The 12,254-nt window shown below is 65.4% G+C and carries 14 protein-coding genes; 9 read left to right on the plus strand and 5 right to left on the minus strand.

The genetic code is table 11. From position 1 onward, the window contains the following. Nucleotides 1-25 precede the first annotated feature (25 nt). A complete protein-coding gene (locus P6U29_RS36395) occupies nucleotides 26-1,141 on the plus strand; it encodes an ATP-dependent RecD-like DNA helicase (RefSeq protein ID WP_407114956.1) in 1,116 nt (371 codons plus the stop codon). Nucleotides 1,142-1,277: 136 nt separating this feature from the next. On the opposite strand, the gene P6U29_RS36400 is transcribed toward P6U29_RS36395, so the two are convergent. Next, nucleotides 1,278-2,966: a caspase family protein gene (locus P6U29_RS36400; protein WP_407114957.1), complete on the minus strand. Its 1,689-nt coding sequence runs from the start codon at nucleotides 2,964-2,966 to the stop codon at nucleotides 1,278-1,280. Nucleotides 2,967-3,235: 269 nt separating this feature from the next. Between P6U29_RS36400 and msrA the strand changes: the two genes are divergently transcribed. The 4 genes from msrA to P6U29_RS36420 all read left to right on the plus strand — a co-directional run bounded on the left by msrA (nucleotide 3,236) and on the right by P6U29_RS36420 (nucleotide 5,168). Then, nucleotides 3,236-3,940 carry a peptide-methionine (S)-S-oxide reductase MsrA gene (gene msrA, locus P6U29_RS36405; protein ID WP_407114958.1) on the plus strand — a complete coding sequence of 235 codons (705 nt, stop codon included), beginning with the start codon at nucleotides 3,236-3,238 and terminating at the stop codon, nucleotides 3,938-3,940. Between the two features lie 30 nt (nucleotides 3,941-3,970). Beyond that, nucleotides 3,971-4,390: a peptide-methionine (R)-S-oxide reductase MsrB gene (gene msrB, locus P6U29_RS36410; RefSeq protein WP_407114959.1), complete on the plus strand. Its 420-nt coding sequence runs from the start codon at nucleotides 3,971-3,973 to the stop codon at nucleotides 4,388-4,390. Between the two features lie 106 nt (nucleotides 4,391-4,496). Then, nucleotides 4,497-4,661, plus strand: coding sequence for a DUF3309 family protein (locus tag P6U29_RS36415; RefSeq protein ID WP_407114960.1), 165 nt, complete (start codon nucleotides 4,497-4,499; stop codon nucleotides 4,659-4,661). A 213-nt stretch (nucleotides 4,662-4,874) separates the two neighbouring features. Continuing rightward, nucleotides 4,875-5,168, plus strand: coding sequence for a hypothetical protein (locus tag P6U29_RS36420; RefSeq protein ID WP_407114961.1), 294 nt, complete (start codon nucleotides 4,875-4,877; stop codon nucleotides 5,166-5,168). A 236-nt stretch (nucleotides 5,169-5,404) separates the two neighbouring features. Here P6U29_RS36420 and P6U29_RS36425 read toward each other — a convergent pair whose 3' ends face one another. Together P6U29_RS36425 and P6U29_RS36430 are read right to left on the minus strand one after the other, a co-directional pair. Beyond that, nucleotides 5,405-5,947 carry a DUF4112 domain-containing protein gene (locus P6U29_RS36425; RefSeq protein ID WP_407114962.1) on the minus strand — a complete coding sequence of 181 codons (543 nt, stop codon included), beginning with the start codon at nucleotides 5,945-5,947 and terminating at the stop codon, nucleotides 5,405-5,407. A gap of 58 nt (nucleotides 5,948-6,005) precedes the next feature. After that, a complete protein-coding gene (locus tag P6U29_RS36430; protein WP_407114963.1) occupies nucleotides 6,006-6,431 on the minus strand; it encodes a DUF5413 family protein in 426 nt (141 codons plus the stop codon). A 146-nt stretch (nucleotides 6,432-6,577) separates the two neighbouring features. Between P6U29_RS36430 and P6U29_RS36435 the strand changes: the two genes are divergently transcribed. From P6U29_RS36435 to P6U29_RS36445, 3 genes are all read left to right on the plus strand, one after another. Then, the gene (locus P6U29_RS36435; protein WP_407114964.1) at nucleotides 6,578-6,820 is read left to right on the plus strand and encodes a cysteine rich repeat-containing protein; all 243 of its coding nucleotides are present in this window, start codon (nucleotides 6,578-6,580) and stop codon (nucleotides 6,818-6,820) included. Between the two features lie 38 nt (nucleotides 6,821-6,858). After that, complete coding sequence (locus tag P6U29_RS36440) at nucleotides 6,859-7,089, plus strand: hypothetical protein (RefSeq protein WP_407114965.1); 231 nt, start codon at nucleotides 6,859-6,861, stop codon at nucleotides 7,087-7,089. A 246-nt stretch (nucleotides 7,090-7,335) separates the two neighbouring features. Then, a complete protein-coding gene (locus tag P6U29_RS36445) occupies nucleotides 7,336-7,608 on the plus strand; it encodes a hypothetical protein (RefSeq protein ID WP_407114966.1) in 273 nt (90 codons plus the stop codon). Between the two features lie 212 nt (nucleotides 7,609-7,820). Here the strand turns inward: P6U29_RS36445 and P6U29_RS36450 are convergent, their stop codons facing one another. Beyond that, nucleotides 7,821-9,422 (minus strand): hypothetical protein, encoded by a 1,602-nt coding sequence (locus tag P6U29_RS36450; protein WP_407114967.1) that lies wholly within the window; start codon nucleotides 9,420-9,422, stop codon nucleotides 7,821-7,823. A 37-nt stretch (nucleotides 9,423-9,459) separates the two neighbouring features. Continuing rightward, nucleotides 9,460-10,752 carry an adenylosuccinate synthase gene (locus P6U29_RS36455; RefSeq protein ID WP_407114968.1) on the minus strand — a complete coding sequence of 431 codons (1,293 nt, stop codon included), beginning with the start codon at nucleotides 10,750-10,752 and terminating at the stop codon, nucleotides 9,460-9,462. A 427-nt stretch (nucleotides 10,753-11,179) separates the two neighbouring features. Here P6U29_RS36455 and P6U29_RS36460 point away from each other — a divergent pair, with 427 nt between their 5' ends. After that, the gene (locus P6U29_RS36460) at nucleotides 11,180-12,112 is read left to right on the plus strand and encodes a DMT family transporter (RefSeq protein ID WP_407114969.1); all 933 of its coding nucleotides are present in this window, start codon (nucleotides 11,180-11,182) and stop codon (nucleotides 12,110-12,112) included. Nucleotides 12,113-12,254: the final 142 nt, after the last annotated feature.

Here is a 12,254-nt window from a genome sequence, read left to right on the forward strand (position 1 = left end):
CGTTTCGCCCTTCCTCAAGACAGATATGGCCACCTTCACCCCGCATCAGGATGCCGCTCTCAAGGCCGTCGGCGACTGGCTGAAAGCAAAACCCGGCCGAGGCGGCACGCCGCCGATCTTCCGCCTGTTCGGCTTTGCCGGCACCGGCAAGACCACGCTGGCGCGGCACATCGCCGATGGCGTCGATGGCGAGGTGAAGTTCGCCGCGTTCACCGGCAAGGCGGCCCTCGTCATGCGCAACAAGGGCTGCGACGGCGCCTCCACCATCCACTCGCTGATCTACCGCGCCCGCGAATCCGGCGAGGAGCAGCCGAGCTTCGAATTGTGGGACGACGCGCCGGCCTCGAAGGCGAAGCTGATCGTGATCGACGAATGCTCGATGGTCGATGCCGAATTGGGCCGCGACCTGATGTCGTTCGACTGTCCCCTCTTGGTGCTGGGCGATCCCGCGCAGCTGCCGCCGATCCAGGGCGGCGGCTTCTTCACCAATTCCGAGCCGGACGCGATGCTGACCGAGGTGCACCGCCAGGCCCAGGACGATCCGATCGTGCGGATGTCGATGGACGTGCGCGAGGGCCGCGAGCTCGACATTGGCCGCTACGGCGAGAGCGAGGTGGTGTCGCGGAAAGAGCTCGATCCCGACCGCGTCATGGGCGCCGACCAGATCCTGGTCGGCCGCAACAACACCCGCCGCGCCTACAACATGCGGGTGCGCCAGCGCCAGAACATCGAGGACACCTTTCCGGTCGCCGGCGACAAGCTGGTGTGCCTGCGCAACAACCGCAAGAAGGGCCTGTTCAACGGCGGCCTGTGGCGCGTCAAGTCGCGCAACACCTCGCGCTCGAAGTCACGCATCCTCTCCATGCGGCTGTCGCCGGACGAGGATTTCGGCCACAAGGTGACGAAGGTCTCGGTGCGCGCCGATTGCTTCGAAGGCGGCATCGAGCAGATCGCCTGGGAGCAGCGCAAGCCCTATGACGAGTTCGACTACGGCTACGTGCTGACCGTGCACAAATCGCAGGGCTCGCAATGGGACGACGTCGTGCTGTTCGACGAGAGCTTTGCGTTTCAGGATAGCCGCGCCAGGTGGCTGTATACGGGGATCACGCGGGCGGCGAAGCGGCTGAGCGTGGTGGTTTAGAACTCCACTTTCGTAGGGTGGGCAAAGGCGCAAAGCGCCGTGCCCACCATCGTTCCTCACACGCAATAGAAATGGTGGGCACGCTTCGCTTTGCCCACCCTACGGCACTGAGCGAGTTGCTCTGCAGCCCAATCCCTCACTTCCCTGCGACAAAATAAAAATCCTCCCGCCCCGGCGGCGAGCCGTAGGTGAACGGCTGCTGCGCATGCTGGGTCGCCGCCCAGACGTCGTCGCGGATGATGTCGAACAATTTCCTGATCTCGACGCGCGGCTGCTTGATCTCGCGCGCCAGCGCAGTGGCAAACGGGCTGTTGGCGCTGCCGTCGCCGTCCATCGCGGTCTCGCCATGCTTGGCGGCGTAGACCACCATGAAGCCGGCGCCGGGCTCAATGTTGGAAAAGCCCTTGTCGACCAGCTTCAGCGCCAGCGTGCGCTGCATGGTCGGCGCGAACGGATTGTCGCGGCAGGCATCCAGCACGACGAGGCGCAGTTTTCGCGCGGCGCCGACGGCGGCGATCACCTGCTCCAGCGCGACGGCCTCGGTCTCGGCGTCCTTGTCGGCGGTGAGCTTTGCGTCGATCGGGACGAGATAGTTCACCCCGCCGATCTCGAAACCGTGGCCGGCATAATAGACCACGGCCCAATCGGCCTTTTCTGCTTCCTCGGCGAAGGCCTTCAGCGTCTGGAAGAACTTGTCGCGGGTGAGGTCCTTCGTATCCATCACGGTCTGGAAGCCGAGGTCGCGCAGCACACCCGCGATCAGCTTCGAATCGCGGGGCGGATTGGGCAATGCCTGGGCGTTCTTGTAGGCGCCGTTGCCGATCACCAGCGCAACGCGGCGGCCGCTGGGCGCGATCCCTGGAGCCTGTGGCGTCAGGGCGGCGAGCCGCTCCTGCGCGATGGCGCGGGCGCGCGCAACCTCGGTCTCGTCGAATTTCGTCAGCGAATAGGCCGCGGCGCGATAGTCGGCGCGGGCCTGCGCGAGATCCTTCCTGCGCTCGTAGATCTGGCCGCGTCCGGAATGGGCGCGGACATTGTTCGGGTTGATCTGGATGGCCGTGTTGTAATCCTTCAGCGCGGCCTCCAGGTCGCCCTTCATCATATTGACGTCAGCGCGGTTGTTGATCGCGAACAGGTTCTTGGGCTGCTTCTCGATCAGGCCGTTGCAGTCGGCCAGGGCGCGGTCGAACTTGCCCATCATGCCGTAAGTGACGCAGCGGTTGCCGGCGATCTGCGGCGCGGCCGGATCGATCTTCTCGGCCTCGGCGAAATCCGCGATCGCACCGTCGAAATCCTTCATCAGCGTTCGCGTGCGGGCGCGATTGGTCCAGGCGAGCAGGAGTTTCGGCGTGTATTTGATCGACAGGCTGAAATCGTCGATCGCGCTCTGCAGCGCGCCGCGGCGTGCGTAGATGACGCCGCGGTTGTTGTAGGGAACGCCGTAGGCCGGGCGCTTCTGGAGCGCGAGGTTGTAGTCGGCCATCGCGAGGTCATCCTGTCCGCTGCGCTCATAAGCGAGGCCGCGCAGGTTGAGCGCAATGACATTGTCGGCATCAAGGTCGATGGCCATGGATAGCGTCTCGATTGCATGGACATGGTCGCGTTTGTTGAGCAGGGTATTGCCACGCACGGACAGCGCGACCGCCTTGTCCTTGCCGGTGAGACGGTCGGCGTTCAGCAGATTGTCGCAGGCGGCGGCGCGGGCCTGTATCTCCGCCTGGCGGTCGCGGCAAAGGGCGAGATCGTCGCCGGCTTGGGGATCGGCCGCGGCAGTCGAGATAAAGGCGGCCAGGGCGGCGAGGGTCAGGGAAACGACACGCAGCATGTTGTCAGGTCAGCTCCAGCCACCATTTCGTATGGTCGATCGTCGATCGCGCCGGTTCATCTAGCGCGGAGTTCCGCATCCCGCCAAGTCGGCCTCCAAGTCGGCCTCCAAGTCGCGCTGCCCGCCACGGTCTTCACGGCCTCGTGTCCGCCCTGCCGTAACAATCACCGGCGGTGCCCGTATCTCGGATGAGGCGGAAACACCCCGGGCAGGCTGTTCGCCCGGTCCCGACCGCCCTAGACTGTCAGCTCTTCCGAAAGAGGATTGCCATGCGCCGAACCGCCCTCGCCTCCCTGCTCGCCGCAACCACCGCCCTGACGCTGGCTTTCACGATGCCGTCCCGGGCCGCGGAGGATGCGGTCGTGATCCCCGCGCCCGCGATGGACGCGGCGCCGGCCAGCGGCATCCAGACCGCGGTGCTTGCCGGCGGCTGCTTCTGGGGCGTGCAAGGCGTCTTCCAGCACACCGCCGGCGTCATCAACGCCGTCTCCGGCTATGCCGGCGGCACCAAGGCGACCGCCGACTACCAGACGGTCTCGAGCGGCCGCACCGGGCACGCCGAGTCGGTCGAGATCAAGTACGACCCAAAGAAGATCTCCTACGGCAAGATCCTCCAGATCTACTTCTCGGTGGTGCACGACCCGACCCAGCTCAACCGCCAGGGTCCCGACGTCGGCCCGCAATATCGCTCGGCCATCTTCACCACTTCCGACGAGCAGAAGAAGGTGGCGGAGGCCTATATCGCGCAGCTCAACGGTGCGAAGGTCTTCAACAAGCCGATCGTGACCAAGGTCGGCGCGCTCGAGGCATTCTATCCGGCAGAAGCCTATCACCAGGATTATCTGACGCTGCACCCGAACCAGCCCTACATCGCCTATAACGACATCCCGAAGGTCGAGAACCTGAAAAAGCTGTTCGCGGATAATTACATTGAAAAGCCGACGCTGGTGAATGCCAGCAAGGCCACCAACTGATCGCAAGATCACCAAAGAAACGGGAGACCCATGCCCGATACCAAGACGAAGACCACCGACGACAAGGTCATCAAGAGCGAAGAGCAGTGGCGGCGCGAATTGACGCCGATGCAATACGCGGTGCTGCGCGAGAAGGCGACCGAGCGGCCCTTCTCCGGCGAATACGAGCACGAGGAGCGTGCCGGCACTTACGTCTGCGCCGGCTGCGGCAATGTGCTGTTCGAATCCGACGCCAAGTTCGATTCCGGCTGTGGCTGGCCGAGCTTCACCCAGCCCGTGGTGGAGAGCCATATCGACGAGGAACGGGATACGAGTCACGGCATGATCCGCACCGAGGTGCTCTGCTCCAAATGCAGCGGTCATCTCGGCCATGTCTTTCCCGATGGCCCAGGGCCGACCGGTCTGCGCTACTGCATCAACTCGGCGGCGCTGAAGCTGGAGCCGAAATAACGCCGCGCGCGCCGGGTTCCCCCGTGGAACCCGGCGGCATGATGTGCTTTTCTCCTCTGGCGGTGCGGCCGATCATCGCATCTTGGCGGCCAACAGGGAGGATGCCGTGACGCTTGGGACCATCCTGATCATCCTGGTGATCATCTATCTGATCGGCGGCCTGTCCGGTCGGTTCGGCGGCTACGGCTATGGTCTCGGCCATTCCGGCATGGGCATCGGCGGGGTCGTTCTCGTGGTGCTGATCGTGCTGCTGCTTCTTGGCAAAGTGTAAACGATTTAACTGTTTGATATTAATACATTTATTTCAGCTGCGGAGCTGCCATGCGCGGATTCATCATCTCGCATCGCGGGGGTCGCATTTCTGTCAAATCGGCCTATATTAGTAGTCGAAAATGACATGCGGCGGGCCCGCTCGATTGCGGCCCCTGCCCTCCCCAAACCCCACGCGCTTAAAGCCCCAGAGAAGATCACGAGGTCTTTGACCATGCGTCCACTGCGTCCGTTCAACTTCAACACTTCCGCCGAACTCTTCCCCGCCGCGATCCGCAAGAAGAAGCGTGCGGGCTTCACCTATCGGCGGTTCGGCACTGCGGCCGAGGCCGTGCAGTTCGCGATGGAGCAGTTGCCGACGGATTCGCTGAACGGCGCCTATCTCCAGGTCGAGGAAGCGCGCTTCGACCAGAACGGCATCCGCTCGCTGTACGAGAGCGATGCCTTCCCGCTGCCCCGTCGGCCCAAGCCGGCTCCGGCCTCGGAGACCGACGCCGACGCGGCGTAAACTTTCGCAAGCCTTCGATGTGCGCAAGAGGCGCGATGGCCGAAAGGTCGTCGCGCTTTTTGTGTTCTTGTTCCCCCTCTCCCGCTTGCGGGAGAGGGCAGGGATGAGGGTGTCTCCGCGATCGAGACCCCCAAGAGGCGAAAGCCCTCACCCGGCGCTACGCGCCGATCTCTCCCGCAAGCGGGAGAGGTGCAGCGAGCCTGCCGCTCGACCGACTCAATCAAGATCTTCCAACTTCAAATCCGCGGCTGCTTCTCCAGCCAGCGGCGCAAGAGACGCACGTTGCGCATGTTGGCTCGGAATATCACGTCGAAGGCGTCGCCCGCGAACGGGACCAGGCCGAACACGCCGTCGACCGCGACATTGCCGAGCATGCGCGCGGTGATGTACCAGGGCGCGCCCAGCGCGCGGGCCTCGCGCACGAGCCACAGCGAGATCGCGGTGGTGATGATGTCGCCGACGACGGGGATCAGGCCGATCAGCCCGTCGATGCCGTAGCGGATGTTGGTGCCGGGCAGGATGAAGGCGACGTCAAGCAGCTTTGCGATCGCCTCGAGACGCGCGATCCGCTGCTCGCGTGTCAGATTGCCGAACGGGCTGGCCTGCCCGAACTCGAAGCGAAACTCGCGAAACCCCTGCTCCAGGCTTTCCGGCCTGATCTCGTGGCCCTCTTGGTCGATGATCGGCCCGCGCGCCTCGTTGCGAGAAAAGGTCGCGCGCGAGCTGCTGCCCGTACGGGATTTGCGTGGAGCAAGGATATCGTCCTCGGACATGATCATGGCCTTCGGTGAACGCGCCAGCGCGGCGGAGGTTGCTGCCGCGATCGAACGCCGCGCGTCAGGTCGACGCCGCCGCCGCTTGCGGCTCCTCGACATAGCGGTGCACGAGCCAGGATGAAATCACCGCCGGCACGAACCCGACGAGGCCATACAGGATGAACTGCACCGCGCCCGAATCCGGCCCGCGCGAGCTATAGGTGAGCGAGGCCAGAGCGAAGGCGAACAGGCCGACCAGGAGCATCCGCAAACCCGGGCCGATCCGGCGGATGTGGATCAGGATGTCGTCGACCGCGCCGATCATCAGCGAGGGCAGGAAGCCGAATAAGTAGCTGTATTGCAGGGTCTTGAAGAACACTGCGAACAGCTTGCCGATCTCGCCGAGATTGGTCTGGGCCCAATAGCCGGACTGGTAGGTCGTCGTCAGGAGCAGCAGGAACCCGCCGACGAACGGGCCAACCAGCGCAAACATCAGATAGCGTTTCATCAAACAACCCTCACACCTCGCCAGTGTTATAGCAGCGCAGCGGGAACCTTGAACAGCCGAGGCCGGGCGCGGCCCTAGGGGGAACAAGTGGCAGGGCGACGAGTTCAGACAGGACCAGAATCTTCCCTGTCGGATTGGAGCGGCCGATGGCCCGCAAATTTCTCCTGGCGACGATCGCGCTGGCAGCCCTGAGCGGCCTGTTCGACGCGCCCGCTCTTGCGCAAGGCCATATGGGTACGCCGCAGGAGCAGAAGGCCTGTTCGCGGGACGCCTCGCGCTTCTGCCGCAAGGATCTCGGCAATGACGGCGCGGTGCAGAGCTGCCTGCAAGCCAATCGATCCAAATTGTCGCGGGCTTGCAGCAAGGTCTTTCAGAGCCACGGCATGTGAGGAACGGACCCCAATCCCCGCGAACGGAGAGTGAAGCCATGTTGCGCGACGAACAACTCTCAATCCTGCGGGACATCAGCCAATCCGTTGCATTTGCCGACGACCGGCAGGGCAAGGTGGGGCAACTGATCGCCGAGGGCTACGTGATGAAGGACGGCGATCTGTTCGAGCTCACGGCCAAGGGCGTCACCGCCCTCGAGGAACACGCGGCAGCTCTCGGCGTGAGCGAAGCGGAACAAGCGAGCGCATCTTCCGATCGGCCGATCTGATCGCGCGCGACGTGACCAGCGCGCAACAATTGCGAATTCCTTTGCGCTGACCATTGCAGGTCCGTGACAATGGCGCATACTTCGCTCGGGCGGCGCAGCACTTTCGATTCGAACATCACGTAATCGAGCGACCACATGCGGGACCAAGGTCCCGGCATGAAGGCTGTGACATGCGGCAGATCAAGCCGCGTGCGGCGCCCCAAAACCAAGCGGCTCAAGCCCAGGGAACTCGGGGACCCATCCTTCATGACACGCTATCAGACCATCGCTTCGCTGTTCGCACTCGCCACCACCTTCGCACTCCAGACATCACCCAGTCTCGCCTTCTCGCAAGAAGCCCAGCAGATGTGCTCGGGCGATGCGATGCGGCTGTGCTCCAGCGAGATCCCGGATATCCCGCGGATCACCGCCTGCATGGTCCGGAACAAGCACCACGTCAGCCCCGGCTGCCGCGCCGTGATGGACCGCGAGCACGCAGCCGCCGCAGCAGCGCGCAAGCGGGAAGCCGCGGCGCAGTAGTGCCGGATTGATTTCGGCTGGATCGTTGAGCCTCGGTCCACCTCTCCCCGCCAGGGACAGGTCGGATTGCGCAGCAATCCGGGTGAGGGGCCGCAGCACGAAGCGAGACTGTAACCCCTCACCCGGATCGCATCTCTCGATGCGATCCGACCTCTCCCTACGGGAGAGGTGAATCCTCAATTGGCATTCGTTCAATCAAAACTGATTGCGCTTCAATCGCCCCACTGCGCAAACGCGTCGTTGAAGGCGCGCTCGCCGGGGGCGCCCTTCTCGATGGCGATGATGGCGCGGCGCTGATTGGCGTAGACCAAGGGCACGTCGAACCAGGAGCGCTCCTTCAGTAGCTGCACGTTGCGGCTGCGGTCGGCGTCGACGTTGGAGAGGCCGACCAGGAAGAAGCCGTCGGTGACCTTGACCGCGAGGCCGGCGAGCGGCGTGCCGCGCGCCTGCTCGTTCGACTTCATCAGGATGCCCGGCACGTTGGAGACGCTGCCGCCGGGAAAATCCTGCGGCAGGATGAAGGTCAGCTCCGCGGTGTGGCTCGCCGGCAGCGAGGAGTCGGTGTTGCGGCGGAACGACATCGTCATCTTGAACTTGCGGTCGGGGATCTCGATGTCGGCGCGCACGGCAACGTCGGCCTTCTGGTTGCCCGAGGCCTTGATCGGCTCGAGCCGCCACACCACCGAGCCGACATACTGCTTGCCCTTCGGGTCGGACGGATCCTCGTCGTAGAGCACGACCTTCTGCGCCACCGGTGCGACCGGCTGATCACTGGCGGAGGGCTGACCGACGCGATCGGGAATCTTCGGCTTGCTCTGCGGCTGCGAGGCATCCTTCGGCGCCTCCACCACCTGGGTCGGCGAGGACTTGAACAGGTTGGTCACGGTCTGGAGCAGCGGCTTGCCCCAGAGGATGCCGGCGCCGACCAGGATCAGCACGATGCCGACGGCGATCGCGCTCTTGAACGGAAAGGCCGAGCCGGTGCGAGCGCGCTTTTTGGCGTCGCGGTCGGGCGCAATACGCGGACGCGGCGACGGCGGCGCGTAGCGCTCGGCCTCCTCGATCGATTCGTCGTAGGAATAGGGCGCCTCGGACTCGGCGGCGCGGTTTTCTAGGCTCGGCTCCAGCCGGTCGAATTCCGGCGACGGCGAGGGCACGTTGGCATAGGTGCGCCGCGCGGCGCGGCTGGCCTGCGCGGCAGCGCCGCCGAGATCATTGGCATCGGCCGTGATGTCGCGGAAGCCGCGCACGCCGGGCGCCGGCGGCAGCGGCGGTGGCGGTCCCATGTCGGGCGGACGGCGCGCACCTTGGCGATCGCGCCCGGGCGGCGGCTCCGGCGTCGGCGGCGGGGCGGAGGGTCCTCCCTGGCGCGGGGCGTCGAAACGGGGAGCGCGCGGCGGACGCGGGGCCTCGCCCTGGTCATCGACGTTGAAGGAGGGGCGGTCGGCCCGCGGCGGCGTCGGGGCCGGACGCGTGCGCGGCGGCGCCGCAGCCGGGTTGCCCTCGGTGGCACGGGTGCTGGCGCGGCGGAAGGCATCGCCACTGCCGCCAGGGCGCCCCGCCCCACCTGCCCCACCTGGGCGCGAGGCCTCGCGGGCACGCTGGGCGGCCTCCGATTCGACCTTGCGGACGGCCTCTTCCAGCGACAGCCGTTCGCGCGTGATCTCGGATTCGGAAAGCGGCGGCTGCACGCTGCGCAGCTGCGCGATCAGGGCCGTGCGCGCCCGCTCATAGAGCGCGCGACGGCTTTCGCCGGGAGCGTTGGGGTCCAGGGCGGCAATAGCGCGGGCGATCAGCGGGTAGTAATCAGCCATTTCTACTCAACTATACGCGCGTCCCGGTAAGATATCGTTAAGCCTCAAACGGATTTTGTACCAGGATAGTATCTTCGCGTTCGGGGCTGGTGGAAAGCAGCGCGACCGGGCACCCCACCAATTCCTCGATCCGCCGGACATACTTGATGGCCTGGGCGGGCAGGTCGGCCCAGGACCGCGCGCTGGCGGTCGGCTCCTTCCAGCCCTCGATGGTCTCGTAGATCGGCTCGACCCGGCTTTGCGCGCCCTCGCCGGCCGGGAAATGGTCGATCTCCTTGCCGTCGAGCTTGTAGCCGGTGCAGACCTCGATCGTGTCGAAGCCGTCGAGGATGTCGAGCTTGGTCAGCGCCAGGCCATTGATGCCGCAGGTCCGGACCGCCTGGCGGACCAGCACGGCGTCGAACCAGCCGCAGCGGCGCGGACGGCCGGTATTGGTGCCAAACTCGCGGCCGCGCTCGCCGATCTTGCGGCCGATCTCGTTGTCCTGCTCGGTCGGGAACGGGCCCTGGCCGACGCGGGTCGTGTAGGCCTTGCACAGGCCGAGCACGTAGCCGACCGCTCCCGGCCCGAGGCCGGCGCCGGTCGCGGCCTGCGCCGCCACCGTGTTGGACGAGGTGACATAAGGATAAGTGCCGTGATCGACGTCGAGCAGCGCGCCTTGCGCACCCTCGAACAGCATGCGCTTGCCGGCGCGCCGCTCGATGTCGAGCAGCCGCCACACCGTCTCGGCATAGGGCAGCAGCTGCGGCGCCAGCGCGGTTAGCTCCTTCAGGATATCCTTGCCGTCGAACTCCGGCAGATTGAGGCCACGGCGCAGCGCATTGTGGTGAGCCAGGAGCCGGTCGATCTTGTGCGGGAGCGTATCGAGGTCGGCGAGATCCATCAGGCGGATGGCACGGCGGCCGACCTTGTCTTCATAGGCCGGGCCAATGCCGCGGCGGGTGGTGCCGATCGCGGTCGCGGCGCTGGCGGATTCGCGGTGCGCATCGAGCTCGCGGTGCAGCGGCAGGATCAGCGTGACGTTCTCGGCGATACGCAGGTTCTCCGGAGAGACCGCGACGCCCTGGGCCCTGAGCTTGGTGACCTCGTCGAGGAACGCGGCGGGATCGAACACGACGCCATTGCCGATCACCGACAGCTTGCCGTCGCGCAGCACGCCGGACGGCAAGAGCGCGAGCTTGTAGGTCTTGCCGTTGATCACCAGCGTGTGGCCGGCGTTATGGCCGCCCTGGAAGCGGACGACGATATCCGCCTGCTCCGACAACCAGTCGACGATCTTGCCCTTCCCTTCGTCGCCCCACTGGGCGCCGACGACGACAACATTGGCCATTCGCGGGTAATCCTTCGAAGATTTCTCTGTAAGTGGCATGATCCGAACGGAAAACCGGGACCCACTCTTCCTAAGATCATGCCTGCGCCCAGCCCAATTCCCGGCCAAGGCCGGTCGCACGCGAGGCAGCCCAACCGGATAAAGGAAGCGGCCCCTCTAGGCAAGCAAGAACGGGGCTTTTTTCGGGCTCAACGCACGCTCCAAGCCTTTGATATCCCCGGAAAATCCAGAAACCTTCGCAGCCGGCGCGATGGCTTCGACCAAAGCCTGAGAGGCCGCCTTCGCGGCTAGCATGGTCGCGATGCGTCCGCCCCCCGTTGCTGCAGCCCCGTTTTCCGTGTCTTTGGACGGTGCCGGGTGATCAGCCGGCCCGGATCTCGCCGGGCCGGAGGGCTCGGCGTACTCCACGCGGGGCCCGCATCATCACATGTCCGCCACCGGCCAGACCACTAGCGCGGAAAGATCCGGCCACAGCTGGATCGCCAACCAGCCTTATCTGCTGCTCAGCATCACGGCGCTGTGCTGGGCCGGCAACGCCATCGTCGGGCGGCTTGCCGCGGGCCACATTCCGCCGGTCACACTGTCGTTCCTGCGCTGGTTCTTCGCCTTCCTGCTGGTGCTGCCGTTCGCCTGGAAGCACCTCGTGCAGGACTGGCCGGCCATCCGCGGCAAGCTCGGCCTGATGGTCACGCTGTCGATCACCGGCATCGGCGCCTTCAACACGCTGCAATATTGGGCGCTGGAGCATACCCAGGCGCTCAACACGCTGCTGCTCCAGTCGGCCGCGCCGCTGCTGGTGGCGTTGTGGTCGCTGGTCATCCTCGGCATCCGGCTCACCGCGGCGCAGGCTTTTGGCGTGCTGCTGTCGATGTGCGGCGTGCTGACCATCCTGCTGCACGGCGATTTCACCACGCTGTCGAACATCGACTTCAACAAGGGCGACCTGATCTTCCTCCTCGCGCTCTTGATCTTCGCGCTCTATTCGGTGCTGACGCTGAAGCGGCCGCCGATGCACGGCCTCTCGTTCCTCGCCTTCACCTTCGGCTGCGGCGCCGCCTGTCTCATTCCGCTGGAGATCTGGGAACTGTACGCCCGCCCGGTCATGAGGCTCGACGGGCCGAACCTGCTGACCCTGTTCTACGTCGCCGTTTTCCCCTCGGCGCTCGCCTATCTCTGCTTCAATCGCGGCGTGCGGCTGATCGGCGCCAACCGCGCCGCGCCGTTCTTCCACGTCGTGCCGGTGTTCGGTTCGATCATGGCGATGGCATTTCTGGGCGAACACCCGCAGGCGTTCCACTTCATCGGCTTCGCGCTGGTGCTGGCGGGCGTGTTCGCGGCGTCGAGGAAGCAGGCGGCGTAGGCGCAAGTGCTCTCAGAGCGCACAGCTGCCCGCTCCCCCTCCCCTGGGAGGGGCGGCTCACATTGAGCACAGCGAAATGTGAGACGGGGGTGGGGTGACAGTCTCTCCGCTGACGCGCTGCCCGAGTGGAGAGATCACCCAC

The organism is Bradyrhizobium sp. LMG 9283 (genome assembly GCF_045571415.1).
GTDB lineage: Bacteria > Pseudomonadota > Alphaproteobacteria > Rhizobiales > Xanthobacteraceae > Bradyrhizobium.

Excerpts from the sequence above, each read along its gene's own strand:
- P6U29_RS36395 (WP_407114956.1), top strand. The coding sequence starts at position 26 with ATGGCCACCTTCACCCCGCATCAGGATGCCGCTCTCAAGGCCGTCGGC.
- P6U29_RS36400 (WP_407114957.1), bottom strand. The coding sequence starts at position 2,966 with ATGCTGCGTGTCGTTTCCCTGACCCTCGCCGCCCTGGCCGCCTTTATC.
- msrA (WP_407114958.1), top strand. The coding sequence starts at position 3,236 with ATGCGCCGAACCGCCCTCGCCTCCCTGCTCGCCGCAACCACCGCCCTG.
- msrB (WP_407114959.1), top strand. The coding sequence starts at position 3,971 with ATGCCCGATACCAAGACGAAGACCACCGACGACAAGGTCATCAAGAGC.
- P6U29_RS36420 (WP_407114961.1), top strand. The coding sequence starts at position 4,875 with ATGCGTCCACTGCGTCCGTTCAACTTCAACACTTCCGCCGAACTCTTC.
- P6U29_RS36425 (WP_407114962.1), bottom strand. The coding sequence starts at position 5,947 with ATGATCATGTCCGAGGACGATATCCTTGCTCCACGCAAATCCCGTACG.
- P6U29_RS36430 (WP_407114963.1), bottom strand. The coding sequence starts at position 6,431 with ATGAAACGCTATCTGATGTTTGCGCTGGTTGGCCCGTTCGTCGGCGGG.
- P6U29_RS36435 (WP_407114964.1), top strand. The coding sequence starts at position 6,578 with ATGGCCCGCAAATTTCTCCTGGCGACGATCGCGCTGGCAGCCCTGAGC.
- P6U29_RS36440 (WP_407114965.1), top strand. The coding sequence starts at position 6,859 with ATGTTGCGCGACGAACAACTCTCAATCCTGCGGGACATCAGCCAATCC.
- P6U29_RS36445 (WP_407114966.1), top strand. The coding sequence starts at position 7,336 with ATGACACGCTATCAGACCATCGCTTCGCTGTTCGCACTCGCCACCACC.
- P6U29_RS36450 (WP_407114967.1), bottom strand. The coding sequence starts at position 9,422 with ATGGCTGATTACTACCCGCTGATCGCCCGCGCTATTGCCGCCCTGGAC.
- P6U29_RS36455 (WP_407114968.1), bottom strand. The coding sequence starts at position 10,752 with ATGGCCAATGTTGTCGTCGTCGGCGCCCAGTGGGGCGACGAAGGGAAG.
- P6U29_RS36460 (WP_407114969.1), top strand. The coding sequence starts at position 11,180 with ATGTCCGCCACCGGCCAGACCACTAGCGCGGAAAGATCCGGCCACAGC.